At 39.0% G+C, this 26,556-nt stretch carries 21 protein-coding genes; 18 read left to right on the top strand and 3 right to left on the bottom strand.

The window, feature by feature from the left end:
- Window positions 1-34: 34 nt before the first annotated feature.
- The 3 genes from AC59HC_RS12645 to AC59HC_RS12635 all read left to right on the top strand — a co-directional run bounded on the left by AC59HC_RS12645 (window position 35) and on the right by AC59HC_RS12635 (window position 5,124).
- A complete protein-coding gene (locus tag AC59HC_RS12645; RefSeq protein ID WP_496558711.1) occupies window positions 35-3,058 on the top strand; it encodes a SusC/RagA family TonB-linked outer membrane protein in 3,024 nt (1,007 codons plus the stop codon).
- A gap of 11 nt (window positions 3,059-3,069) precedes the next feature.
- A complete protein-coding gene (locus AC59HC_RS12640) occupies window positions 3,070-4,509 on the top strand; it encodes a SusD/RagB family nutrient-binding outer membrane lipoprotein (protein WP_343638357.1) in 1,440 nt (479 codons plus the stop codon).
- 189 nt (window positions 4,510-4,698) lie between these two features.
- Window positions 4,699-5,124: a hypothetical protein gene (locus tag AC59HC_RS12635; protein ID WP_202840360.1), complete on the top strand. Its 426-nt coding sequence runs from the start codon at window positions 4,699-4,701 to the stop codon at window positions 5,122-5,124.
- 155 nt (window positions 5,125-5,279) lie between these two features.
- Here the strand turns inward: AC59HC_RS12635 and AC59HC_RS12630 are convergent, their stop codons facing one another.
- From AC59HC_RS12630 to AC59HC_RS12620, 3 genes are all read right to left on the bottom strand, one after another.
- Window positions 5,280-5,882, bottom strand: a complete 603-nt coding sequence (locus tag AC59HC_RS12630) for a DNA-3-methyladenine glycosylase (RefSeq protein WP_202840362.1) — start codon at window positions 5,880-5,882, stop codon at window positions 5,280-5,282.
- 276 nt (window positions 5,883-6,158) lie between these two features.
- Window positions 6,159-8,330, bottom strand: coding sequence for a S9 family peptidase (locus AC59HC_RS12625; protein ID WP_496558710.1), 2,172 nt, complete (start codon window positions 8,328-8,330; stop codon window positions 6,159-6,161).
- 14 nt (window positions 8,331-8,344) lie between these two features.
- A complete protein-coding gene (locus tag AC59HC_RS12620) occupies window positions 8,345-9,739 on the bottom strand; it encodes an aminopeptidase P family protein (protein ID WP_496558709.1) in 1,395 nt (464 codons plus the stop codon).
- A 183-nt stretch (window positions 9,740-9,922) separates the two neighbouring features.
- Here AC59HC_RS12620 and AC59HC_RS12615 point away from each other — a divergent pair, with 183 nt between their 5' ends.
- From AC59HC_RS12615 to AC59HC_RS12545, 15 genes are all read left to right on the top strand, one after another.
- Window positions 9,923-10,807 carry a helix-turn-helix domain-containing protein gene (locus AC59HC_RS12615; RefSeq protein ID WP_228406565.1) on the top strand — a complete coding sequence of 295 codons (885 nt, stop codon included), beginning with the start codon at window positions 9,923-9,925 and terminating at the stop codon, window positions 10,805-10,807.
- 92 nt (window positions 10,808-10,899) lie between these two features.
- A complete protein-coding gene (locus AC59HC_RS12610; RefSeq protein WP_202840368.1) occupies window positions 10,900-11,823 on the top strand; it encodes a dihydrodipicolinate synthase family protein in 924 nt (307 codons plus the stop codon).
- Window positions 11,820-13,304: an aldehyde dehydrogenase (NADP(+)) gene (locus AC59HC_RS12605; RefSeq protein WP_496558708.1), complete on the top strand. Its 1,485-nt coding sequence runs from the start codon at window positions 11,820-11,822 to the stop codon at window positions 13,302-13,304. The genes AC59HC_RS12610 and AC59HC_RS12605 overlap by 4 nt, the downstream gene beginning before the upstream one ends.
- On the top strand, window positions 13,301-14,299 hold the full coding sequence (locus AC59HC_RS12600) for a 4-hydroxyproline epimerase (protein WP_395973647.1): 999 nt from the start codon (window positions 13,301-13,303) through the stop codon (window positions 14,297-14,299). Before AC59HC_RS12605 ends, AC59HC_RS12600 begins: the two co-directional genes overlap by 4 nt.
- Before the next feature lie 7 nt (window positions 14,300-14,306).
- Window positions 14,307-15,572 carry an NAD(P)/FAD-dependent oxidoreductase gene (locus AC59HC_RS12595; protein ID WP_395973649.1) on the top strand — a complete coding sequence of 422 codons (1,266 nt, stop codon included), beginning with the start codon at window positions 14,307-14,309 and terminating at the stop codon, window positions 15,570-15,572.
- Window positions 15,573-15,655: 83 nt separating this feature from the next.
- The gene (locus AC59HC_RS12590; protein ID WP_496558707.1) at window positions 15,656-17,806 is read left to right on the top strand and encodes a zinc-dependent metalloprotease; all 2,151 of its coding nucleotides are present in this window, start codon (window positions 15,656-15,658) and stop codon (window positions 17,804-17,806) included.
- Between the two features lie 114 nt (window positions 17,807-17,920).
- A complete protein-coding gene (locus AC59HC_RS12585; protein WP_202840378.1) occupies window positions 17,921-18,415 on the top strand; it encodes a GNAT family N-acetyltransferase in 495 nt (164 codons plus the stop codon).
- A 302-nt stretch (window positions 18,416-18,717) separates the two neighbouring features.
- The gene (locus tag AC59HC_RS12580; protein ID WP_062669451.1) at window positions 18,718-19,134 is read left to right on the top strand and encodes an RrF2 family transcriptional regulator; all 417 of its coding nucleotides are present in this window, start codon (window positions 18,718-18,720) and stop codon (window positions 19,132-19,134) included.
- An 83-nt stretch (window positions 19,135-19,217) separates the two neighbouring features.
- On the top strand, window positions 19,218-19,931 hold the full coding sequence (locus AC59HC_RS12575) for a phosphoadenylyl-sulfate reductase (RefSeq protein ID WP_496558706.1): 714 nt from the start codon (window positions 19,218-19,220) through the stop codon (window positions 19,929-19,931).
- 12 nt (window positions 19,932-19,943) lie between these two features.
- The gene (gene cysD, locus AC59HC_RS12570) at window positions 19,944-20,852 is read left to right on the top strand and encodes a sulfate adenylyltransferase subunit CysD (protein ID WP_496558705.1); all 909 of its coding nucleotides are present in this window, start codon (window positions 19,944-19,946) and stop codon (window positions 20,850-20,852) included.
- A gap of 94 nt (window positions 20,853-20,946) precedes the next feature.
- Window positions 20,947-22,185, top strand: a complete 1,239-nt coding sequence (locus AC59HC_RS12565; protein ID WP_496558704.1) for a sulfate adenylyltransferase subunit 1 — start codon at window positions 20,947-20,949, stop codon at window positions 22,183-22,185.
- A gap of 6 nt (window positions 22,186-22,191) precedes the next feature.
- The gene (gene epsC, locus AC59HC_RS12560; protein ID WP_496558703.1) at window positions 22,192-23,022 is read left to right on the top strand and encodes a serine O-acetyltransferase EpsC; all 831 of its coding nucleotides are present in this window, start codon (window positions 22,192-22,194) and stop codon (window positions 23,020-23,022) included.
- Between the two features lie 27 nt (window positions 23,023-23,049).
- The gene (gene cysK / locus AC59HC_RS12555) at window positions 23,050-23,961 is read left to right on the top strand and encodes a cysteine synthase A (protein ID WP_496558702.1); all 912 of its coding nucleotides are present in this window, start codon (window positions 23,050-23,052) and stop codon (window positions 23,959-23,961) included.
- 23 nt (window positions 23,962-23,984) lie between these two features.
- Window positions 23,985-24,830, top strand: a complete 846-nt coding sequence (cobA, locus tag AC59HC_RS12550; protein ID WP_496558701.1) for a uroporphyrinogen-III C-methyltransferase — start codon at window positions 23,985-23,987, stop codon at window positions 24,828-24,830.
- Window positions 24,820-26,532, top strand: coding sequence for a diflavin oxidoreductase (locus AC59HC_RS12545; RefSeq protein WP_496558700.1), 1,713 nt, complete (start codon window positions 24,820-24,822; stop codon window positions 26,530-26,532). The genes cobA and AC59HC_RS12545 overlap by 11 nt, the downstream gene beginning before the upstream one ends.
- Window positions 26,533-26,556 lie beyond the last annotated feature (24 nt).

Raw genomic sequence — 26,556 nt, 5'->3', positions numbered from 1 at the left:
TTTGATTAACAATACGTTAAAAAAATTAATAATTATGAAATACAAGTTAAAGCTTTTAAGTGTGGGAGTCGCTTTTTTCATAGGAAGCGAAACCTATTTCAGCCAGGGAAAGCAGGACACACTTACCACTAAAAATATAGAAGGTATCGTGGTAACTGCTTTAGGCATAAAAAGAGAAAAAAGATCGCTGGGATATTCTACACAGGAAGTAAAAGGAGAGGACCTCACCAGAAATCCCACAACCAATTTTATGAACAATTTATCTGGAAAAGTGGCCGGGCTTGAGATCAGACAATCAACTAATTTTGGTGGCTCCGTGGATGCAGTGTCCCGGGGATACAAATCTATCCTGGGGGACAATCAGGCACTTTTTGTAGTAGATGGTGTTCCGATCATCAACAGAAATATTAATTCTCTTGCTCAACAAAATGGATTCAACGGGTATGATTATGGCAGCCCTGTTTCAGATATCAACCCCAATGATATTGAGACAGTGAATGTACTCAAGGGTGCCGCTGCCGCTGCTTTATATGGTTCAAGAGCTCAAAACGGCGCCATTATCATCACTACCAAAAAAGGTAAAAAGAACAAACAGGGGATTGGCCTCGAGTATAGTGGGAGCTTGTCTGTTTCTTCCACTGATAAATCCACATTTCCTGAATACCAGACCCAGTATGGACAGGGATACCTGGGAAATACTTTAATCCCTTATCAAAACGGCTCACTGGTTTATTTCTGGAATGATGCTTCTTACGGAGTTCCTTATGACCCTAATCTTTCAGTATGGCAATATGATGCGTTTATTCCTGACTCTCATAATTTTGGAAGACAGACTCCATGGGTAATGGCTAAAAACGGTCCTATTACCTTTTTTGATAAAGCTACTAACCGAACCAATAATATCGCATTCAGCGGGGCTAATGACCGGGCTTCCTTCAGACTAAGCTATACCAACACCAGTGCAACGGATATTATGCCGAATTCTTATCTGGTCAAAAATAATTTGGGGGGAAATGCTTCTTATAAAATTACAGATAATCTTACAGCTAGCATTTTTGCCAATTATATTGTACAAAGTACCAAAGGAAGAAATTCCACAGGGTATGGTGACAATATTATGGGAAATTTCCGACAATGGTGGGCAACAAATGTAGATATTCAATATCAGAAATATCTCTTTGATACTTTTAATAAGAATTATACCTGGAATATGAAAAATCCTGTGAACCTGTCACCCGCTTATTGGGATAATCCTTATTTTACGAGATATAAGAATTACCAGAATGATAAGAGAGAACGCTTTGCAGGAAATTTCAGTATGAGCTATGATCTTTCCAAAGAGGTGAATATACTGGCTAGAGTAGGTACGGACGGATACAATATGATTACTGAAGAAAGAAGAGCTGCCGGTTCTATTCCTGCTTTTTTCAGTTTCAATCCAATAGAACAGCCTTCCGGATATGCAGTGACCAATCTGCGCTTTACAGAAACCAATTATGATCTCATAGCTACGTATAAAAAGAACATTGTCGAAAACCTCAATCTTCAGGTTCTTTTGGGTGGAAATATTAATGTACAAACCAGCTATTCCAATGCACAGACAACATCCGGCGGACTTTATATTCCAGGACTTTATACCATTTCCAATTCCGCGGCAACCCCGGCAAAGCCTTTGATTACAGATACTTCAAAATATATTTACGGAGCTTTTATTCAGGCTTCTGTAGGATATAAAAATACCTATTATCTGGAAGGAACTTTCAGAAGAGACCAATCTACAGCGTTGCCCAAAGGGAAAGAAGCATATTATTATCCTTCCGTTTCAGCAAGTATGGTATTTTCCAGTTTGCTAAAAAAAGAATGGCTAAGTTTCGGAAAGTTTAGGGCTGCCTATGCGGAAGTTGGCTCGGACACTGGCGCAGATCAATTAATAAACCGGTTTATTCCACAGGCTTCTTTTGCTAACAACCCGGTTTACTCTTATAATACAACTTTAAGAAATGCCGACCTTATGCCTCAAAAACTGAAGAATTTTGAAATAGGAACCAATATGCAGTTTTTCAAAAACAGATTGGGATTTGATCTTTCCTGGTTCAGGAATATTGCATTTAACCAGATTCTTCCGCTTCCTGTATCTTTAGCAACGGGTTCAGCAGCAAAAATTCAAAATACGGGAGAGTTAACCACAAAAGGAATTGAATTGTCTTTAAATATCACACCGCTAAAATTCAATAATTTCAACTGGGATGTAATGCTCAACTGGTCCAATCCTAAAACCAAAGTAACTGCACTCAGGGAAGGTATTGAAAATATAACCATCGGTACATTACAGGGAGGTATCAGTATCAATGCACCTCTCAATAAAGAATATGGAAGCATCTGGGGTGCAGATTTTGTCTATGATCCGAATGGGAATAAAATTGTAGGGAAAAACGGAGCCTATCTTCATACTGATGATTCTGATCACAATCTTGGAAGTTTTCAACCTGATTTTATCGCTGGACTAACCAATTCTTTTACCTATAAAAATTTTAATCTAAGTTTTCAGATTGACTGGAGAAAAGGAGGAAAAATATTCTCATTAGACCAGTATTATGGATATGGAACCGGACTTTATCCTGATTCTGTCGGACTAAATGACCTTGGAAACCCTATCAGAAATACACTGGATAACGGAGGTGGTGTTATTTTACCCGGAGTGATGCAGGATCCAAATAATCCGGGAATTTATATTCCAAATACGGTCAGACTTGACAAGTCTATGTCCAGCCAGACATTGGGAACTGATCCTCCTGTTGCTGCTTTTGTGTATGATGCAAGCTTTATAAAACTCCGTCAATTATCTGTTTCTTATACTTTTAATACCAATTTTCTAAGAAACACCGGCATTCAGAATCTTACTGTGGGATTTACAGGAAGTAACCTTTGGATCATTCATAAAAACCTTCCTTATTCAGATCCTGAAGCAGGGATTTCATCGGGAAGTATCCAAGGGTATCAGTCCGGAGTTATGCCGGCTACCAGAAATTTTGCCTTCAATGTGAAAGTTAATTTTTAAAAACAATAACAATGAAAAATACAATTATATTAAGTTCATTTCTGGCTTTATTCCTGGCAGGATGTACTTCCGAAGATGTCAATCTCGATCCTCATGTAGCTTATAACATGTCCCCGGAACCTCTTCTTACCTATGCAGAAAAGGAATTGAGCGATTATATGACGACTCCAAGTGTTAATGAAAATAATTTCCGTCTTATCATGCAGTACTGGCAGGAGACCACATATGTGAACGAAAGTAACTATAACTTTACGGCAAGAAATGTTTCCAACAATATATGGGGAGATAATTATGTGAATGTCCTCAACAATCTGAACAAAGCAAAAGAACTTGTGGAACAATACCAACCTGGACCATCAGAGCTGAATACATGGCCCGCAAAGAAGAAAAACCAGCTGGCTGTTATAGATATTCTATCGGTATATACATTTCAGACATTAGCAGATACTTTTGGGGATATTCCGTACAGTCAGGCACTCAATCATCATCAATTTCCTCTTCCGGCTTATGACGATGACAGACAGATTTATGAAAGTTTGATCAGCAGACTGAAAACAGATCTTAATAATTTGGAGGAAGGAGCTGGAACCTTCGGATCGGGTGATATTCTTTACAACGGTGATATTGGAAAATGGAAAAAGTTTGGAAATTCACTGCTTTTAAAACTGGGAATTGCGCTTTCAGATATCAATCCAACGTTGGCACAGTCTACAGTAAATACAGCAATTACAGGAGGTATTATTACAGATGAATCTCAAAATGGTCTTTTCCGGTATCTGGCGGAGACTCCCAATTTCAGTCCATTGTATGAAAACCTTGTGAACAGCGGAAGGGATGACTTTTTTGGAGGAAAACCCTTTATTGATTTTATGAATATGACCTCAGATCCAAGGATAACAAAATATTTTCAGGATGTAGACGGAGAATATATAGGACAGGTCATAGGTTTGGCGGGGGAGTTTTCTGCATTTTCAGCACCAGGAATTTTTGCTTATACTCCTATAACTCCAGGAAATCTGATGACGCATACGGAAGTGGCTTTTTATCTTGCTGAAGCAGCAGCCAGGTTTGGGATAGGAGGCAGTCCGGAAACTTTATATAAAAATGCAGTTAGGATTTCGTTCCGTGAATGGGGGTTTTCTGATCAGGATGCTCAAACATATCTAACAAACAATCCTTATAACGCTTCCAACTGGAAGAAATCTATCGGAGAACAGGCCTGGGTAGCCATGTACAATCATCCGGTGGTTTCCTGGAACTTTTACCGTCGTTTGGATTATCCAGCGCTACAGGCACCACCTACAGCTATTACCAATGCAGAAGGGAAAGTTCCGGTAAGGCTGCAGTATCCCACCTTAGAAGCAACGACTAATGGATCCAATTATGCCAAAGCTGCCACGGCAATTGGAGGAGATAGGCTTACCACCAAAGTATTTTGGGATAGCCATTAAATGAACAAAATCCTTAATATCTTCCTTTTTCATATCGATTATTTTGTATCCTTAAGCCTGTATAATGCAGGCTTTTTATATTATTTCAAAAAACAGTTGGTAGATAAAAATTGCCCATTTATAGCTATTTTTTTCCGGTTCATATTCATTTGTACATCTTTGAAACTGTAAATAATAAATATTTGAATTATGAAAGTAATCGGAATTTCAAAACTAAGGAGCAGATTCTTTTTAATGTTGGCTTTAGGAAGTATTTTCTTCAGCTGTAAAAACAGTGATGATGATGATCCGGCTCCCGGCTCACATGGCATTGAAGTAGCAACAGGAGTATTCAAGGGTACCATGAAAATCCAGGGGCAAGATTATTACAATGCAATAGTTAATGTTTCAAAGACAGGTGATTCCTATGTTAAAGTACAGCCTAAATCAGGTGAAGCGTATTCAGCAGCAACCTCTAAAACCTTCAATGTTACCAATTCTGCTGGAGTAAGTGTTTCGGGCAATGACAGCCAGGGTAGTTTTAACTACATGATTTCATCAAAATCACTTCAGATCAGCACTCAGAAAGCATCCGAAAATGAGGTAGCTTTTTATTTTGAAGGCGAAAAGCAATAATACAATAAAATGTGGTTGGTTTATTATTCGAATGTTGAATAATGTTTTGGCTTATGACTCATGTCTTAAGCCAATTTTTAAAATAATTTAAGTCCAACGATCCCCACGACAATCAGTAATGCTGATAATAATCTTAAAATACTGGCAGAATCCTTCTACTTATTAGGCTTGCTCACATATTTATTTCCTTTCACAAAAAAGCGCCAGGGTAAAAGCGCGTCTTCCTGTGCATAGGCAACACCTATCCGGGGACCTGCAATAATGTCATCCGGAGGATAAGAAATACCGTGATCTTCAATCCAGATTTCATGGCCGGTGAGCTCTTTTTTATTAAAGGACCGGTCAATACCTAACGCTTTGGCAGCTGATCCGGGACCTGCAGAAATAGCAGGTTTAGAGGCAGGCATATTTCTTCTATGCTCCATAATTTCTTTTCCTACCAGAGGTTCAACAGCTCTGATGAGTACTGCATGAGGCTCATCTTCCACGGATGTTACTACATTAAAAAGATGGTGAATTCCATAGCATAGATAAACATAAGAAACTCCGCCATGGCTGTAGAGCGTTTCAGTACGGTCTGTCCGTCTGCCGCCATAGGCATGGGAAGCTTTATCTATCACGCCAAAATAAGCTTCTGTTTCTACAATGATTCCTGCTGTTTTTTCACCATTGAACTCTGTAAAAAGTACTTTTCCCAAAAGATCCCGGGCCAGAAAAAGAACGTCCTGATTGGAATAGTAGGAGAGAGGTAGTTTCATGAATGACTTTAGAAATTATTCATTCAAATTTAATGATAATCCTGTAAAAACAGAAGAATATGAAGGTGAAATTAAAAAGGTACCACAAAAAGCCAGATTTCATAAAACAGTGAGTAATTTGGCACATCCATTGTTGTTTTCCAGGTACATCATTTCACACCACTATAAAAAATTATAGGTTTTGACACTTATTTTCCCTGGAGTAATCCGGGGAATTTTTATTGGTCCAAGTGTGTTGAAATAAAAAAGTCCCACATCCATGTGAGACTTTCAATTTTATCTTGCTCCCGGAGGGCAGTGTTCTTTCAGGTATTTTGTAAACATAGTAGCCAGATGCAGAGATGTTCCTTCTCCTTCATTAATAGAATGGGTACGGTTAGGATAAGACATCAGCTGAAACTGTTTGTTATATTTTACCAGTTCATTAATATATACTTCCGTATTCTGGTAGTGTACATTATCATCTCCCGTTCCGTGAACCAGCAGAAGATTTCCTTTTAAGTTTTTAGCATAGGCCAGCGGAGAACCGTTGACAAAATCTTCTCTGTTTTCCTGTGGGAGACCCATATATCGTTCCTGGTAGATATTATCATAGAATAACTGATTGGCAACGGGTGCAATTGCAATTCCTGTCTGGTAAATATCAGGATATTGTCCTAAAAGGTTCAGGGTAGAAGAACCTCCGCCGCTCCAGCCCCACACGGCAACTCTTGAAGTATCGATATAAGGCCATTTTGCGAATAAGGCTTTAGCTCCCATTGCCTGATCACGGATATTGAGCTGTCCTATTTTCCGGTAAATAGATTTTCTCCATTCCCGTCCTTTTGGAGAAGGAGTTCCGCGGTTTTCAAGGGACACGTAAAAATAGCCGTCTTCTGCCATATCACCTGTATATAAATAATTCCAGCCTGTGTAGAAATTATCGGTAACGGTTTGTGATCCCGGTTCTCCATACACTGTAAAAACAACAGGATATTTTTTATGGGGATCAAAATTTTTAGGTTTTACTACCCAGCCGTCCATTGTAACACCATCCTGTGTTGTAACCTGGAAGAATTCTGCTTTAGATCTTGCCGGGTCGACTTTTGCAGATCTTTTGGCTGCAACCAGTTCTTTATGGTCGGGAAGCGATATGACAGATCCCATGGAAATGGAATTCACACTGTTATTGGTAAACATAGCGATTTTCCCATTGGGTGAGATCGTATATTGGTTAGAACCTTTAAAAGCTTCAGGCGTTACTTTTTGAGCTTTTCCACCTTTCATACTTACTTTATAAAGATATTTCTGAGTGGCGTTATCTGGAGAAGCCAAAAAGTAGATCAGTTTATTGGGAACATCAAAAAACTCAGGTTTGATAACATCGAAAGCATCTTTTGTGATCAATGTTTCTTTACCGCTCATATCTATTTTATAAATATGTCTCCATCCGTCTTTTTCAGACAGCCATAAAAATTCTTTCCCATTTTCAATCCAGTCCCAGCCGCTTGGATCATTATCATTCCATCGGGATTTTATGTCAATCCATGCTGCATCTGTTTCTGTATGAATGGTCTTACTGCTTCCGGAATCCGCATCAGCAACAATAATTTTACTTTGATTCTGTTTTCTGTTCAGCTGCTGAAGAATGACCGATCTGGAATCCAGCACCCATTCCATTCTGGGAATATAGTTTTGTACTTCATCACCTGCTATATCAGCTTTCTTTGTTGATTGGGAAGCCAGATCATAAAACCAGATGCTGCATCCTGAAGGATTTTCTCCAACTTTCGGATATTCTACAGGAACGGTAAACGAATACAGGCTGTCCGTATTATTGATCATCAGGAAATTCTTGGTACTTCGGGCATCCATTTTCCAGTAGGCGATTTTCCCGCCGTCCGGAGACCATCTGAAACCATCCTGCGTTCCGAATTCTTCTTCATATGCCCAGTCAAAAGTACCATTGATCATTCTGTCGGTACCATCATTCGTAATTTTACTGATCTGATTATTTGAAAGATCCTCAATATAGATATTATGCTTAGAAACATATGCTACCTTTTTTCCGTCAGGTGAATATTTTGCAAACATTAACGATGAAGCCGGCAAACCTTTTCCAAGCTGGATCAGTTTTTTTGTGTTTTTGTCGAAAATCCAGTAATCTCCACGGGTATTATCCCTCCATACTTTTTTGGTATCGGCAAATAGCAACAGGCTTTTTCCATCAGGAGACACCTGAAAACTCTGTACCTGCAGAGCATTGGAACTTCCGGCAGGAATCAGTTCACTACTGTTTAAAAGCGTCTGATCTTTTCCGGGATGCAATAGATCAACAATTTCAACCCCTTTTTTAGTAAATGAATAATAAGCATTGCCATCGGGAGTCCATTGTGTCTTCTGTGCCGCCAATGGTGACAAACACAGGAAATACAATGCAATAGCTGTTAGTTTTTTTATGTTCTTCATAAATATAATTTGAATTAAGCCAGATGTTCAGCTCTGTAATTTTCAATGTCTTCAACGGATTTGATCAATCCGTTCCCCAGAAGTCTGTAACTGTCATCCGTAATCAGGAAATCATCTTCTACACGGATTCCACCGAAATTACGGTATTCATTTACTTTATCATAATTAATAAAGTCTGCGTTTTTATTTTCAGCCTGCCACATGTCAATCAGCTCCGGAATCATATAAATACCCGGCTCAACTGTCACTACAAAACCGGATTCCAAAGCTTTTCCTAAACGTAAAGATTTCAATCCGAATGTTTTGGTATCTTTTGGTTCTTCTTCAGTATAGCCAATATATTGTTCCCCGAGGTCTTCCATATCATGTACGTCAAGTCCCATCATGTGTCCCAGTCCGCACTGAAAAAACAGGGTATGAGCGTGGTTTTTTACAGCATCTTCGGGATTTCCCTTCATCAGTCCAAGATCGACAAGTCCTTCTACCAGATGTTGTGCTGCTTTCAGGTGGATATCTTTAAACCTTACTCCCGGTTTCAAAAGCTTCTGGGCTTGATTAAAAGCATTCAGAACCACTTCGTACATTTCCTTCTGCTTTGTTGTAAACGTTTTGCCTACAGGAAAGGTTCTGGTAAGATCACCTGCATATCCCATTGAAGTTTCTGCTCCGGAATCGTTCAGGAAAAGATCGCCTTCTTTCATTGTATTGAGACGATAATGATTATGCAGAATACCTCCGTTGATCGTTACAATGGGAGGATAAGACATCTGGCATTCTTTGTTGGCGGCAAGATATTGGATAGCATTGGCAATTTCATATTCTTTCATTCCCGGTTTCGCAAGACGCATGGCCAGCAAATGCATTTCATTGGATACATTTACAGCCTGTTCTATCTGTACAATTTCCTGAGAATCTTTAATAGAACGCTGTTTCACAATAGCTTTGATCATTTCGACAGAAGGCTGCAATTCCTTAATTTTAATTCCAAGAAGATCTCCCAGCAAAATTTTATTGGAAGACTGATAAGGAGGAAGGTAGTGCACTTTTCTACCAGAAGCCTGTGCTTTTACAATATATTGGGCAAGTTCTGCGTAAGGTAACGTTTCCTGAACACCGGATTTCAGACTTTTTTCCTTAAGGGTTTCCTGCCTTCCCATCCATACAATTTCATCTATACTTAGCTCATCGCCGAAAATGATAGTTTTATTTTCATCAATATCGGTAATAGCTGCAATGCGGGGTTCCTGAATCCCGAAGTAATATAAATAAGTACTGTCCTGGCGGAAATAATAAGGGTTATGCTCAAAGTTCACAGGATTCTCTATATTTCCCAGAAATAATAAGATTCCATTGGATACATTTTTCTGTAATATTGCTCTTCTTTTTTGATAAGTTTGTGCTGAAAACATATTATGAATAGTTTTTATTTTAAAACTTTAAAGTTACGATTTTGTAGTATTATAGTACTTTATTCATTAAAAATAAGAATATGTAAAATTTGGACTTTAATACGATATTTAATGTTCATATTTTGCTTATCTTCAGCAATATTTTAACCTTGCTAATCTAATAACCGGTAAAGCATTCATATTATGATGAAGAGTTTGCAATTTTCTGTTCCTGCCGATACCAACAAAAGTATACGTATTCAGGAAGATATAATGCCTAATTTCTATCCTTATTTCCACCGCCACACCGAAACCCAGATCATGTGGATCCTTAAAGGACATGGAACACTGGCCATAGAACAGAATCTCTTTAATTTTGAGGCGGGCGATATTTTCTATCTCGGAGCCAATCAATCCCATGTTTTCAGAGGTAATTTTGAAAAAAATGAAAAACAGAAGGTTCATTCCATCTCTATTTTTTTTGATCCTCATAAAAAGATCGCTGCATTTTTCGACTTACCGGAATTTGAAGAACTTAAAAACTTTATCAGTCATTCAGAGGTAGGATTCCAGGTGGCTTCCAGGCTTACAAAAAGTATCGGAGAAAATATTGCGGCTTTACAAAAAACAAAAGGTGTAGATCAGATCATAGATTTTATAAGAATTTTAAACCATCTTATGCAAAACAGACATCTGCATATTCCCTTATCTCCGGAAAAGAAACTGCCTGATCATATTTCCGATACAGACAAAAGAATTATTGATGCCCAGACTTTTATCAAGAAAAATTTCACCCAACATAAGCTTACCCTTGATCTGATTGCCAAAGAAGCCTGTATGACTCCTCAGGCTTTTTGCCGTTCTTTTAAAAAACGTACCCGCATTACTTATATTGAATATCTCAATGAGCTTCGTGTACAGCGGGCCTGCAGACTTTTAACAGCCAGCAGCATGTACAGTATTTCTTCTGTGGCTTTCAATAGTGGGTTCAATAGTCTTACCAATTTTAACAGGGTTTTCAAATCCATTATGAAATATTCCCCTAAAGAATATCTGAAACACTACAAAGAGGCTACCATACAGCAATAAAAAACAACATGTTAAAATACGGTTAGAATACATTAAAATATTAACATTTTCCGTTTTAAAATTCACCTAGTTTTGAATAAATATTATTTAATATGAGTACAAAACTAAACTGGGAAGGTATTTATCCAGCTGTATTAACGCCTTTTACAAAAGAGGGTGAGATAGACTTTGAAATGTTTGCTGTCAATACAGAAGCCCAGATTAAAGCAGGAGTTCACGGAATTATCCTTGCAGGAACATTAGGGGAAGCCAGTGCGTTGGAAACGGAAGAAAAATTTGAACTGCTGAAATACGCAAGAAAAATAACGCAGGGTAGAATTCCTGTCATTCTTAATCTTTCTGAAAATACTACCAAAAATGCGGTTCATTTTGCCCAAAAAGCAAAAGAATTGGGAGCTGATGGATTAATGTTACTTCCTCCAATGCGTTATAAAGCCGACAGCCGCGAGGTGGTAGAATATTTCAAAGCAGTGGCCACGGCTACAGATCTTCCGATCCTTATCTATAATAATCCTGTAGATTACGGAATTTATGTCACCCTTGACATGTTTGAGGAGCTTATTGAATATCCCACTATTCAGGCTGTCAAAGAATCAACAAGAGATCTTGCGAATGTAACCAGAATGATCAACCGTTTTGGGAAAAGAATCAAAATTCTTGGAGGCGTAGATACAATTTGTCTGGAAACGCTGATGCTTGGAGCAGATGGCCTTGTGGCAGGTCTTGTAGATGCCTTTCCTAATGAAACCATGGCTATGTACAACTATGTTAAAACAGGCGAATACGACAAAGCTGTTGCCATCTACAGATGGTTTATGCCATTGCTTGAGCTTGACATTCATCCTAAACTTATCCAGTATATCAAGCTTGCTGCAACAGCGGAAGGGATAAGCAATCCTTATGTGAGAGCTCCACGTCTTGAACTTCAAGGAGAAGAAGCTGAAAGAATTCAAAAAATTATTGAAGAAGGCAGAGTGAATCGTCCGGTATTATTAATTCCAGAAATACAGCTATGATGGAAGAAACATCAACACAAAATATAGACAAAAGAATTCAGATGGCGGTTGAAGCCTTCCGGTTTCTGAAAAACACCACCATCAATGAACGGGCTGAATTTATGAATGCTGTAGCGGATCAGATTGAAGCTTTGGGAGAAGAACTTTTAACAGTTACTCATGCTGAAACTTCATTGCCATTAGCCAGACTTACCGGAGAAAAGGCAAGAACAGCAGGACAATGGAGAAGCTATGCAAAAGCTGTTGCTGCCGGGATCTATACGGAGGCCAGAATTGATCTTGCCCAGCCTGAAAAACAAAAAGGAGATCTCCGGAAATACAACGTAGGCATAGGCCCTGTTGTTATTTTCGGAGCCAGTAATTTTCCTTTTGCATTTTCTACTGCAGGAGGCGATACTGCCAGTGCTATCGGTGCAGGCTGTCCTGTCATTATAAAAGCACATCCGGCACACCCACAGACTTCACAGATAATGGCGGATGCGATAAGCGCTGTTGTTAAAGCTTTCGGATGGCCTGAAGGAATTTTCAGCCATATTACCGGAACATCTTATGAGATCGGAGCTTATCTGACCCAGCATCCGGATATCCGGGCTATTGCGTTCACAGGTTCATTTAATGGCGGAAAAGCATTGTTTGATATTGCCAGCCGCCGTGAAAATCCTATTCCGGTATTTGCAGAAATGGGAAGTATCAATCCGGTATTTGCCTTTCAAAACCTGCTTGAAACCAGAGCTGAAGCATTGGCAAAGGAATATATCACTTCTTTAACGCTGGGTGTAGGACAATTTTGTACCAATCCGGGAGTATTTATTGCATTGAAAGGAGAATCGTTTAACCGTTTCATCAATACATTAAAAGAAGAAATTCAAAAAGTGGCTCCCGCTAAAATGCTTCACAAAGGAATATTAGACAATTTCGAAAAAAATAAAAGCATTGCATTAGAACAGCCTGATGTTGAAATCATTGTATCAGCAGAAACAGAAAGTTCTTCGGGCAACGCAACAGTGATAAAAACCAGTGCCGGAAATTTCTTGAATAATCCGGTATTAAGTGAAGAAGTCTTTGGTCCATTTGGTATTGTCGTAGCATGTGAAACAGATGAAGATCTCATGCAAATTGCCCGCCAGCTAAAAGGACAGTTAACCATTACCATCGCAGCTACCCATGAAGATGTTCGTGATAACAGTACATTGATTACTATTTTGAAAGATAAATGCGGAAGATTATTATTCAATGGAATGCCTACAGGAGTAGAAGTGGTGTACAGCATGCAGCATGGAGGCCCGTTTCCTTCTACTACCGATTCCCGTTTTACCTCCGTAGGACCGGATGCCGTGAAACGATTTGTCCGTCCGGTTTGCTTTCAGAACTGGCCGGATGAATTCTTACCGGATGAGTTGAAGAATGAAAATCCATTACAGATTAGCAGAATGGTGGATGGAACAGTGAATTCAGGATCATTAAAATTACAGACCACATGAACAGAACATTTTTTTGTATAGATTCACACACCTGTGGATGTCCTGTACGTCTTGTTGCAGGAGGTGCCCCAATTTTAAAAGGAAATTCCATGATGGAACGCCGGCTGCACTTTATGGAAGAATACGACTGGATCAGAAAGGGATTGATGTTTGAACCCCGTGGTCATGATATGATGAGCGGAAGTATTCTGTATCCTCCTGTAGATGAAAATAACGATATCGGAGTTTTATATATTGAAACCAGCGGATGTCTTCCCATGTGCGGGCACGGAACCATCGGAACGGTTACCATAGCTATTGAAGAAGGACTTGTTGTTCCCAAAATCCCGGGAAAATTACGTCTTGAAACACCTGCAGGACTTATCCTCATCGATTATGTACAGGAAGGAAAAAAAGTAAAATCTGTAAAACTGACGAATGTAAAGTCTTTCCTGTATGCTGAAAACCTGGAAGTTGAATGTCCGGATCTGGGATTAATAAGAGCCGATGTTGCTTATGGTGGAAATTTTTATGCGATTATAGATCCTCAGGAAAATTTCAGAGATATTTCTGATTTTACGGCCAGCCAGCTCATTCATTATGGAAAACTTATCAGAAAATTGCTCAATGAAAAGTATCAGTTCATCCATCCTGAAATTGAACACATTAAAGGATTAAGCCACATTCAGTGGACGGGTAAACCCACAGATCCTGAAGCCAGCGGAAGAAATGCAGTATTGGTGGGTGAAAATGCTTTAGACCGTTCGCCATGTGGTACGGGAACTTCGGCAAGAATGGCGCAATGGTATGCTAAAGGAAAACTGAAGGAAGGTGAAGAATTCATTCATGAAAGCTATATCGGTTCCCGATTTATCGGGAGAATTGAAGAGACTACTACTTTAGATGGGAGACCAGCCATTATTCCGTCAGTAGAAGGCTGGGCAAGAATTACCGGATACAATCATATAATTATTGATGATGAAGATCCTTACTGGCAGGGTTTTCAGGTAATGTAACAGGCATATGGCACAGAATAAAGGAAAAGCACTGATCATCGGTGCAGGAATAGCAGGATTAAGCTCAGCGTATTATCTTTTGCAGAAAGGATGGCAAGTGGAGATTCTAGAGCAGAATGATCTTAGCAACAATTGTTCTTATGGCAATGCAGGCATGATTGTACCCAGTCATTTTACCCCATTGGCAGCTCCGGGAGTTGTAGCACAGGGAATACGCTGGATGTTCGACAGTAAAAGTCCGTTTTATGTAAAACCTTCACTCAATTCGAGACTTATATCCTGGGGATTGAAATTTTTAAAACATTCCAACCAGAAACATGTTGACTATTCTGCAGCAGCCATCAGGGATCTTAACCTGGCAAGCAGCAAACTTTATAATGAGATCGCGCAAAATGATGAATTTGATTTTGAGCTTAGTCAGAATGGCATTTTAATGCTCTATAAAACCGAGAAAGTTGCAGAAGAAGAAACAGAGCTTGCCCACAAGGCAATCAGTATGGGTTTACCCGTTGATATTCTGGGTAAAAAAGAAATTCAGGAACTTGAACCCAATGTTCAACTGGACGTTATCGGAGGAGTCAATTATAAATGCGACGGCCATATGAATCCCATGAAACTGATGAAACAAATGATCTCTTATCTTAAAAATAATGATGTCGTTTTTCATACCCATCATCAGGTAACTGGCTTTGAAACTTCCGGCAGCAATATTAAAAAGGTCATAGCGAATGGTAAAGAATTTACTGCAGACCAATTTATCATGACGGGAGGTTCATTTCTCCCTGAACTGGCTCAGAAGGCAGGAATCAAAATTCAGTTGATGCCCGGAAAAGGATATTCATTCATGCACAAACCGGAAAATCCTCTTAATACTTTACAGCATGCTGCCTTATTAATTGAGGCCAGAGTTGCAGTAACTCCTATGAACGGACACATCCGTTTTGGCGGAACGATGGAACTGGCTTCCCACAATGATACAATTAATATGAAAAGGGTAGAAGGAATCACCAGGTCTATTCCCAACTATTTACCTGACTTTCAGATTGAGAAACCCAAAGAATCTGAAATCTGGTTCGGCTACAGGCCCTGCGCTCCGGATGGGCTGCCTTATCTGGGACAGTCTTCCAAACTCAAAAACCTGATTATCGCAGGTGGCGGCGGAATGATGGGACTAAGCTTAGGACCCATTTTTGGAAAAACAGTTTCAGAACTTGCCCATGACCAAAAGCCAACGGTTGAGATAAAAATATTCAACCCTGAAAGATTTAGTTAAAAAACACCACATAACACACACAAATCAAGCCAAAAACAATTTGATTATTTAAATAATTTATTAACCACCAAATCCAAAAAATTATGAAAAAATTTAAATTACTAGTACTTGTTTCCCTATTTCCAGCAATAGGTTTTGCTCAGGAAAACAGACCTCGTGAGTGTAAAGCAGATGAAATGATGAAAAAACATTTTGAGCTGCATCCCGAATCTAAGGCAGAATATGAAAACTTTGAGAAATATACCAAAGATTTCGTAAAAAAAATGGGATCAAACAAAAACTCATTGAATAATAGTAGGATGAGCAATCCAACTTACATCATCCCTGTGGTTTTTCATGTGTATGGAGAATCTCAAAGCAATGTAAAAGTAAATTACCAAAAAGTAGTTGACTTACTGCAACAAATCAACTTAAATTTCAATGGAATCAACACGGATTCAAATACTGTAGATCCTTATTTCCAATCTATCAGAGGAGCATTAAGCATTGAATTCCGGTTAGCTAAAATTGATCCAACCGGAAAAGCTACAAGCGGAGTGGTATTTCACCCTTTCAAAGGTGGATATGGCAACGGAGGTGGATATGATGCACAAATTGGCACAGATGCATGGGATAATACAAAGTATATGAATGTGTATATCCAAAATGATCTGTATGCTAATAAAGATTTATATCAATCAGGAGTTGCATGGTATCCGGATTCATACATGAGTTCAGTAAATACAGCCAGAGTGGTGTATAATGGTCGTTATATATTTAATGCTGCAGGAACAGTGGCTTCAAACGAGTTTTCTGATACATTTACTCACGAATTCGGGCATTGGTTAAATCTTCAACACACGTTCAATGTTCTGTGTTCAACTTCGAACCCTAATAATGATGGTGACGGAGTTGCTGACACCCCTGTAGAAAATGCTTCTTCCGGATTGGGATGTAACTCTGGAAACAATTGTCTTGGACAAAAAGTAAACGTTGAAAACTATATGGGATACAACGGCTCTTCCGGCTGTTATAAAATGTTTACCAATGGACAGGTGAACAGAATGCTGGCAGCATTAAACCATCCTTCGAGAATAAATTTATGGCAGCCTGCCAACTTAGCTGCAACCGGGGTTGCCAATAATCCACCAAGATTAGCCCTTAGCAACAGTACATTTACAGAGAACTTAAACAATAATGGAGTTGTGTCATTAGATGGAACAGTAGCATCTGCACCTATATCAACGATTACGCTGAACACAGCAACATTTGCCGTACCCAATGGAACAACTCTTACTTCGGGAACACATTTCACTTCTTCATTACCAGCAGGATTAACTGCAAGTATAGTAGTTACAAGCCCTACTACAGCTACACTTACCATCAATGGTGCTGCAACCAGTCATTCTAAAAGTCAGGTCTTAAATTCATCAATTACGTTCCTGAATCCGGCTATAACAGGAGGCGTAACTTCATTAGGATCAACAACAGCTTTGGCATTAACTTTTTCTTATAAAGATCCTTACAAAATAGTTACAGGAACTCCTCTGGAAAGTTATGCCAACCCAACACAAACAACAGTAACCACCAACTCAGGGGCAACCTGGAAATATTTTATCATTAACCCGGAGCTTAGTGATGATGCAGGGTATGGCGCCTGGTACTATGGAGCCAATCAATTAAAATTGGAAACTTATTGGAAAGGATTAGTGTGCCAAACAGGAACAAGAAATATTAGTTTAATTCCAGCCTGTACCACCATAACGAATGCAAATAATATAGGGTATCCAACTTGGACTCCCGGACAACTGGATGTGTATACTCCTACCTATACTACCTGGTCTGGTAAAACCGCTTATGTTGGTTTTAGAAACCAATTCGAAGGTTACGATATTAACGGCTATTTCAAAGTGAGCGTTGGGGCCAATGGTTCAAATTATTCTGTCACTGAGTTTGCATATAATACACAACCAAATGGCAGTATTACAACACCTTGTGCATTATCATTCTCCACTGCAGACGTTGATACAACCAACTCAGAAACTTCCATCTATCCAAATCCGGTTTCTGATGTATTGAATATTAAAACAAAAGGGGAAATTAAATCAATTTCTGTTTATGATATGTTTGGAAGAAAAATGAATGCAAAAGTTATTGGTGATAAGGTTGAGGTTAAACACTTCCTGAGCGGAACTTACTTAATTGATATTGAAACTTCTTTAGGGAAATCTTCCCAAAAATTCATTAAAAAATAGTTTAGTATCCATATGCAGTTGATTGGGCTTCATTGTAAGCCCAATTTTTTTTATCCTGTTTATGAGCAGTTCTTCATTTATTTATGTAATTTTATTCTTTGATAACAATATTCAATGCATTATAAAAACGACAGGATCATCATCCGTGAATTTACCCCTGAAGAATTTTCATTATTTTCCACTCTTTTTGAAAATGAAAATGTAACCCGGTATCTGCCCTACAAAACCCCGGAAGAATATAAGGAAATGTTTGACAGAGCATTGGCAGATTATGAAGAGGGACCATTCAGCAGATGGGGAATTTTCCATCCCCAGAACAATGATTTTGTAGGAATGTGTCTGGCCAGAATCTTTCTCGACAATCCAGATCAGCTGGAAATAGGCTATACTTTAGGAGAAAATTATTGGGGAAAAGGCCTCGGAACGGAAGTTTGTAAAGCGCTTGTTGACCACTGTTTATCAATAAATCATCAGAAAGATATCGTAGCAGTAACGGATCTTGATAATATCGGGTCCCAAAAAGTACTTTTGAAAAGCGGCTTTAAAAGAGTTGAAAATCTTGCACGAGAAGATAGGGAACTGGCGTATTTTGTTTTACAGAAAGAGTAAACTTGTGGCTCATATTACAGACGGAGGGCTTAGAATTCCACTCTTGTGGAGAGGTGGTGAAAATTCAAAGAATTTTTGACGGGGTGGTTAGCTTTTCCCACAGATTTCACGGATTTACACAGATGTTTGTGTATTATAAAAATCTTCGATTTTTAAACTTAAGTGAACTTCTCAGCAGTTTATCTGTACTTAAAATCAACTTAAGTGTTTTTATCTTTTGTGGCTTTTGTGGTTAAAATACAAAGTTTTCAGCTATAAAAACATTTCATTTATCAGATAATTTATCATAACTTGCAGAAATTATGATGTCGAAACGTTGCAAATATGCGCTTAAAGCAATGGTCAGATTAGCAAGGAATTATAACCAGGGCTTTCTGCCAACTTCCGTTATTGCACAGGACGAAAACATTCCCAAGAAATTTCTGGAACAGATTCTTCTCGAACTAAAAAGAGCCAAACTCGTTAACAGCAAGCAAGGCAAAGTAGGCGGGTATTATCTTTTAAAATCACCCGATGAGGTCTCATTAGCAGACATTTACCGAATCTTTGACGGCCCGATCGCTCTTACGCCATGCGTTTCTTTAAATTTTTACGAAGCATGTGATGATTGTGTAGACGAAGCAGTATGCTATCTGAGGAAAGAACTTATGATCGTTCGTGAAAAGACCAGAAAAAGCATGATGGAAGCTACCTTAACCAAGTTCATCAATAAAGAATAAAATTTTTTTTATTTAAATTCTACTATTTTGATAGGAGTTATAGAATTTTATATATATTTGCAAGACTTAAATCTCAATTCAAAATGGAAAACAGTCTGAAAAATGAATTCGAAAATCTTGTGAAAGAGGCTGATGAAGCTTCTTTTCAAACTAATGCACTGCAAATACTGACTGAAAGATTCCCGGGTAAAGTGATCTTTTCAACCAGTTTCAGTTACGAGGATCAGGTCATCACTCATCTGATTAAAGATTTAAATATTGAAATATTCACCCTGGATACGGGAAGACTTTTTGAACAGACTTATGAAACCTGGACTTCCACCAAGGCTTTCTTTAAAAAGAACATCAAAGCTTATTATCCGGATACGGAAGAGCTCAGAGAATTTGTAACAGAAAACGGCCCTGATTCCTTCTATCAATCTGTTGAAAAAAGGAAAGCATGCTGTACCATCCGAAAGGTTCATCCTTTAAGAAAAGCACTGGAAGGCTATGAAGTATGGATTACAGGTCTGAGATCCGAACATTCTCCCAACAGACAGAATATGCCTCAGCTGGAGTGGGATACTGATAACAGAATCATAAAATTTCATCCCATCCTTCACTGGACGACAGAACAGGTGACAACGTATGTAAAAGATCATCATTTACCTTACAATCACCTTCATAAAAAAGGATTTGTGAGCATAGGATGCGAGCCCTGTACCAGAGCGATCAAAGAAGGAGAAGATTTCAGAGCAGGCCGTTGGTGGTGGGAAGATGCCAACAAAAAAGAATGCGGTCTGCATATTCATCAATAAAAAAAGAAAAAAATGTCAATACATCATTTAAATTATTTAGATCAGTTAGAAGCCGAATCTATTTATATATTAAGAGAAGTCGCAGGCCAGTTTGAACGTCCGGCGTTGTTATTCAGTGGAGGAAAAGACAGTATCGTACTGGCGCATCTGGCAAGAAAGGCCTTCTTCCACGGAAAAATTCCGTTTACATTTGTTCATGTAGATACGGGACACAACTTTCAGGAGGTTTTGGATTTCCGTGATCAGCTGGTGGAACAGCTAGATGTGAATCTGGTCGTTAGGAAAGTGGAAGACACGATAAAAAGTAAAAAACTGACTGAGGCTAAAGGTAAATTCCCGAGCAGAAACTGGCTGCAAACCTACACTCTTCTTGATACTATTGAAGAATTTGAATTCGATGCCTGCATAGGAGGAGCCAGAAGAGATGAGGAAAAAGCCCGGGCCAAAGAAAGGATCTTCTCCGTTCGTGATGAATTTGGGCAGTGGGATCCTAAACTTCAGCGTCCTGAACTTTGGAATATCTTTAACGGAAAGATTCACAAAGGAGAAAATGTAAGGGTTTTCCCTATCAGCAACTGGACAGAGCTTGACATCTGGAATTATATCCGAAGAGAAAAAATTGCACTTCCTTCCATCTATTTTTCGCATGAAAGAGAAGTAATCGACTTCAACGGACAGTGGCTGGCCAATTCTTCCCATGTTGTACTGGAACCGGAAGATATTATTACCACCAGAAAAATCCGTTACCGTACCGTAGGAGATATGACCTGTACTGCAGCTGTAGAATCTAATGCTGTAACGATAGATGCTGTTATCGAAGAAATTGTAGCCACAAGAATCTCAGAGCGTGGCGAAACCAGAATTGATGACAGGGTAACAGAAGCCGCTATGGAGGACAGAAAAAAAGGAGGCTATTTTTAGTCAATGATAAAAGATAATTGATTAATGATTACACAAAGTATTTTCATCAATTATCATTCATAATTTATCACTTATCATTTATAATTACAATCGGATGGATATATTAAGATTTATAACAGCAGGAAGCGTGGATGATGGTAAAAGCACCCTTATCGGCAGACTGCTTTACGATAGCAAAAGCATTTTACAGGACCAATTGGAAGTCCTTGAAAAACATTCTAAAAACAAAAATGAAGACGGGGTAGACCTAGCGCTTTTAACAGATGGCCTCCGTGCAGAAAGAGAACAGGGAATCACCATTGATGTTGCCTACCGCTATTTTTCAACAGCAAAAAGAAAATTTATCATCGCCGATGCTCCCGGTCATGTACAATATACCCGGAATATGATCACCGGAGCATCCAACTCAGATCTGATGGTTATTCTGATTGATGCAAGAAAAGGAGTGATTGAACAAACCAGAAGACATTCTATCATCGCTTCTTTATTACAATTAAAGAAAGTAGCTGTAGCCATCAATAAAATGGATATGGTAGATTATTCGGCAGAAGTTTTTGAAAATATAAAATCAGAATATGCAAAAATTGCAGAAAATCTTGGACTGAATGATGTAAGTTATTTCCCGATCTCTGCATTAAAAGGAGATAATATTGTTTCAAAATCTTCCAGAACAGACTGGTATGAAGGAAATTCTTTACTGGAATATCTTGAAGAAGTAACGATCAATGAAGAAAAAAATAACGGAAGCCGTTTTCAGGTTCAGTACGTGATTCGTCCTCAAACCGAAGAACTGCATGATTATAGAGGATATGCCGGACAAATATTAAGTGGAAAATTCACCAAAGGAGATAAAATTCACATTCTTCCGGCGGACCTGACCACTGAAATCACCAAAATTGAGATCAATGGCATTGAAAAAGAAGAAGCCTTTGAAGGCCAGCCAGCCGTTATTCATCTTGCTCATGATGTTGATATCAGCCGTGGAGATATTTTTGCCACGGAAGAACATGTTCCCACCGTTGAAAAAGATCTTGAAATCCTTTTATGCTGGTTGGATCAGAAACCGTTGCAGCCAGGAAACAAATACCTTTTGCAGCAAAACAGCAGACTGATAAAAGCAGTAGTAAAAGAGGTTGATTACAAGATCAATGTGAATACTCTTATAAGGGAACAAGCCGATGGAGAGATCAAACTGAATGAAATTGTAAAAGTTACCCTGCGAACGGCACAGCCTTTGGTCTATGACAGCTTTACCAATAATAAAACAACGGGCTCTGCCATTCTGGTGGATGAAACGTCCAATTCAACGGTAGCAGCCTGCATAATTCAATAGAAAAAAATGGCAATTTCCGATCAATTAACAGAGAGAATTCATCAGACTAAGCAAAACAGTATTCATGGATTCTTTGATAAAATAAAGACTAAAAAGTGGGTGAAGGATTTGTATGAAACACTTTTCCTTCCTCAGCATGACAATACTGAAGATGAGCTGAAAAGAAATTTTGAGGCACTGCAGGAAACACTTTCAGAACTTATCAATACGGTAACAGGAGATAAAACCCTTACTGAAAAACAGGTTAATCGGTTTTTTGAAGCTTTACCAGAAATTTATGATCAGCTGGTGCTGGATGCAAAATCCATTCTGGAATTTGATCCTGCTGCTGACTCACTGGAAGAAGTATACCTGGCATATCCCGGCTTTTTTGCCACGTATGTCTATCGTATCTCGCATCAGCTCTGGAGTCAGGAAGTGAAAATTTTACCAAGGGTCATCTCAGAATATGCCCACAGTAAAACGGGAATTGATATTCATCCGGGAGCCACCATCGGAAAGTCTTTTTTCATTGATCACGGAACAGGAATTGTGATCGGAGAAACAACGATTATCGGAAATAATGTCAAAATCTATCAGGGAGTAACCCTCGGAGCCTTGAATGTCTCCAAAGAAAAAGCCCATCAGAAAAGACATCCCAATATTGAAGATGATGTGATTATCTATTCGGGAGCTACTATTCTGGGAGGCGAAACCACTATAGGCAGGGAAAGCATTATCGGAGGAAATGTCTGGGTTACACAGGATGTTCCTGCCAACTCTCTGGTCTACCATAAAAGTGAAATAAAAATAAAGGATAATTCTTCATTACCGGAATCATTAACCTTTGTGATCTAAAAAAACAAAAATAAAAAGTACATTGATATGAAATTTCAGAATGCATTAGAAACGATTGGGAATACACCCGTCGTGAAAATCAACAAACTCTTCGGTTCAGATCATGAAATCTGGATCAAACTTGAAAAAAACAATCCCGGCGGAAGCATTAAAGACAGAATCGGACTGGCGATGATTGAAGATGCAGAAGCCAAAGGATTATTAAATAAAGACAGCGTTATCATAGAGCCTACCAGCGGAAACACGGGAATAGGACTCGCTTTGGCTGCTGCCGTGAAAGGATACAAACTAATCCTTGTTATGCCTGAAAGCATGAGTATAGAACGCCGTAAAATCATGGAAGCGTACGGAGCAGAATTTTTGCTTACCCCAAGAGAAAAGGGAATGAAAGGGGCTATCGAAAAAGCCAATGAGCTTGCTGAAGAAACACCCAACTCATGGATTCCCAGACAGTTTGACAATCCTGCTAATGTAAAAGTACATGTAGAAACCACCGCTCAGGAAATTTTAAAAGACTTTCCGGACGGCCTTGATTATATCATTACCGGAGTAGGAACCGGAGGACATATCACCGGAATAGCAAAAGTGGTTAAAGATAAATTTCCTAACGTAAAAGTAATTGCTGTAGAACCGGAATTATCTCCTGTATTAAGTGGAGGAAACCCGGCACCACACCCGTTACAGGGATTAGGAGCAGGCTTTGTACCTTCCATTCTGGATATTACTCTTTTAGACGGAGTGATTACAGTAGGCAAAGAAGAAGCTTATGAATATGCCCTTAACGCAGCTAAAAAAGAAGGTCTTTTTGTCGGAGTTTCCACAGGAGCCGCTTTAGCAGCCATCGCCAAACATTTACCGCAAATACCACCTAACGCTAAAATCCTGACAATTAATTACGATACCGGAGAGAGATATCTATCGGTAGAAGGACTTTTCTAATTCCTTAATTAACAACTACTTCAATGAAAACAAATATAAAATCACCAAAGGTCTTCCTTATCGGTGCAGGGCCCGGCAACCCTGAACTGATCACTGTAAAAGCTGTAAAAGCAATCGCAGAAGCAGACGTTGTCTTATGCGACCGTCTTGTAAGTCCTGAGATTCTGGAAACCTACGTCAATAAAGACACAGAAATTATTTATGTAGGCAAAGAATGCAGCAAAAATGCTTCCACCCCTCAGTCTCATATCAATACTTTAATGGTGAAATATGCTCGTCAGAATAAAACGATTGTAAGACTCAAAGGAGGGGATGTTTCCATATTCTCGAATATTCTTGATGAGTTACAGGCTTTAAAAGAAAATCATATTCCTTACGAAATCATTCCGGGAATTACAGCCGCTTTAGGTGCGGCAGCATTTGCAGGGATGCCTTTAACGGCCAGAGGATATTCCACATCCGTTCGTTTTCTGACGTACTATAAATCAGAGATTGTAACTGAAGAGTATTGGAAAGAACTTGCTCTCACCAATGATACCCTTGTTTTCTATATGTCTAAAGGAAACCTTACTCCTCTTGTGGAAAAGCTGAAAGCACTTCAGATTTCAGGTGATAAAAAAATTGCAGTCATTGAACAGGCTACGACTCCTTTCCAGAAGGTGTATACGTCATCATTTGATGATTTTAACGAAAAATTCGGAGACAAAAACTTTGCTTCCCCTTCATTGGTGGTAGTGGGCAAAATTGTAAACCTCCATGAAAAATTTTCATGGCTTGAAAATGCCGAGCAGGAAGGTCTTTATTTCAAATCAGTGGAAAACGGAACTCTAATCCCTACAACTCAAAATTTCTTTGAATATGCTGTCTGAATCTAAATTAAATGTATTAAAACAAATCTCCGGAGACCTCTCCAGAGACGAAGCCATCTGGGCAAGCGGATATCTTGCGGGTATTGCCGGAGGGTCCTCAATTACAGCCGTTCTGCCACCACTGGAAACGAATACCACTACACAGAATGCTGTAAAGAAAATAACGCTGGCTTACGGTACAGAAACCGGAAACAGTAAGAAACTGGCTACTGCACTGGCCGGTATCGTGAAGAAAAAAGGGCTTCAGGTAAAGCTGGCTGACCTTTCCCAATATAAGCCTAAAGATCTTGCAAAAGAGGAGTTCTTTTTTGTCGTCATCAGTACTCAGGGAGAAGGTGAACCGCCTGCTCTTGCTAAAAAATTCTACGATTATATTCATGAAAATGAAATTGATCTCAGCGGACTTAAATACGGAATTCTGGCATTGGGAGACAGTAGTTACCCTCTGTTCTGCCAGACTGGAGAAGATGTGGATTCACGCTTTGAAATATTAGGTGCCCAGCGTATTATTCCATTGAAAAAGTGTGACATTGATTACGAACAGGAAGCTTCCCATTGGATAGAGCATGTATTTGAAACAGTCAATAAAAATGCGGTGCAGAGTACAAAAAATGCTTTAGCTCCAAAGGTTTCTACCGGAAGAAAGAAATTTCAGGGAAAAGTTTCAGCCATCATCAACCTTAACGATATTACCTCAGAAAAAGAAACCTATCATATTGAAATTGAAACAGAAGAAGCGCTTAGTTACCGCCCCGGTGCAGCTTTGGGAGTGATCCCTTTCAATTCAAAAGATGTTGTAGATGAGATTATTACGCTCACAGGAATTAATCCTAAAAAACAGGTTGAAACAGCAAAAGTTACAGACACTGTGGAAGAACTCCTACTCAAGCATCTTAACATCAGCTATTTACTTAAATCTGTAGTGGCTCAATATGCAAAAATAACAGGGCATTCCATTCCGGAAGTCAGATTAAGTCTTCTTGATCTTCTTAGAATTTATCCTGTAAAAAATGCAGACGAATTTGAAGAAATCTTACAGATATTAACCGCTCAGGCACCACGTCTGTATTCCATTTCTTCCTCTGTGGAAGCTCATGGTGATACGGAAATTCATATTACGGTTGCTAAATCAGAATTTTTTATTGACCATCAGAAACATAATGGGTTATGCAGTGGCTTTCTGAGTGAATTTAAAGAAGGAGAAGAGGTGGAATTTTATATTCAGGAAGCAAGGCATTTCAAATTACCGGAAGCGGATAAAGATATCATCATGATTGGTCCGGGAACAGGGATTGCGCCTTTCAGATCATTCCTTTGGGAACGTGATGCCACAGGTGCAGAAGGAAGAAACTGGCTGTTTTTCGGAGACAGGAATTTTGTTTCAGATTTTCTTTACCAGGCAGAACTGCAGGATTTTCTTAAAACAGGCAGTCTGACCCATTTAGATCTTGCTTTTTCCAGAGATACAGCTGAAAAAGTATATGTTCAGCACAGGTTGGAACAAAAAGCCCAGGAAGTTTTTTACTGGCTTGAAGGCGGAGCATCGGTGTATGTATGCGGTGCTAAAGAACCAATGGCCCGTGATGTAGAACAAACGCTTCTCACCATTATCCAGACTGAAGGAAAACGCAGCAAAGAAGATGCTGTAACCTACCTGGAAGAAATGGAACTGAGCGGCAGATATGCTAAAGATGTGTATTAAAAAGAAATACCCGTAAAAATTAAA

This window comes from Chryseobacterium sp. DZ-32, from assembly GCF_059587025.1.
This window is presented reverse-complemented; position numbering and strand designations above follow the sequence as displayed.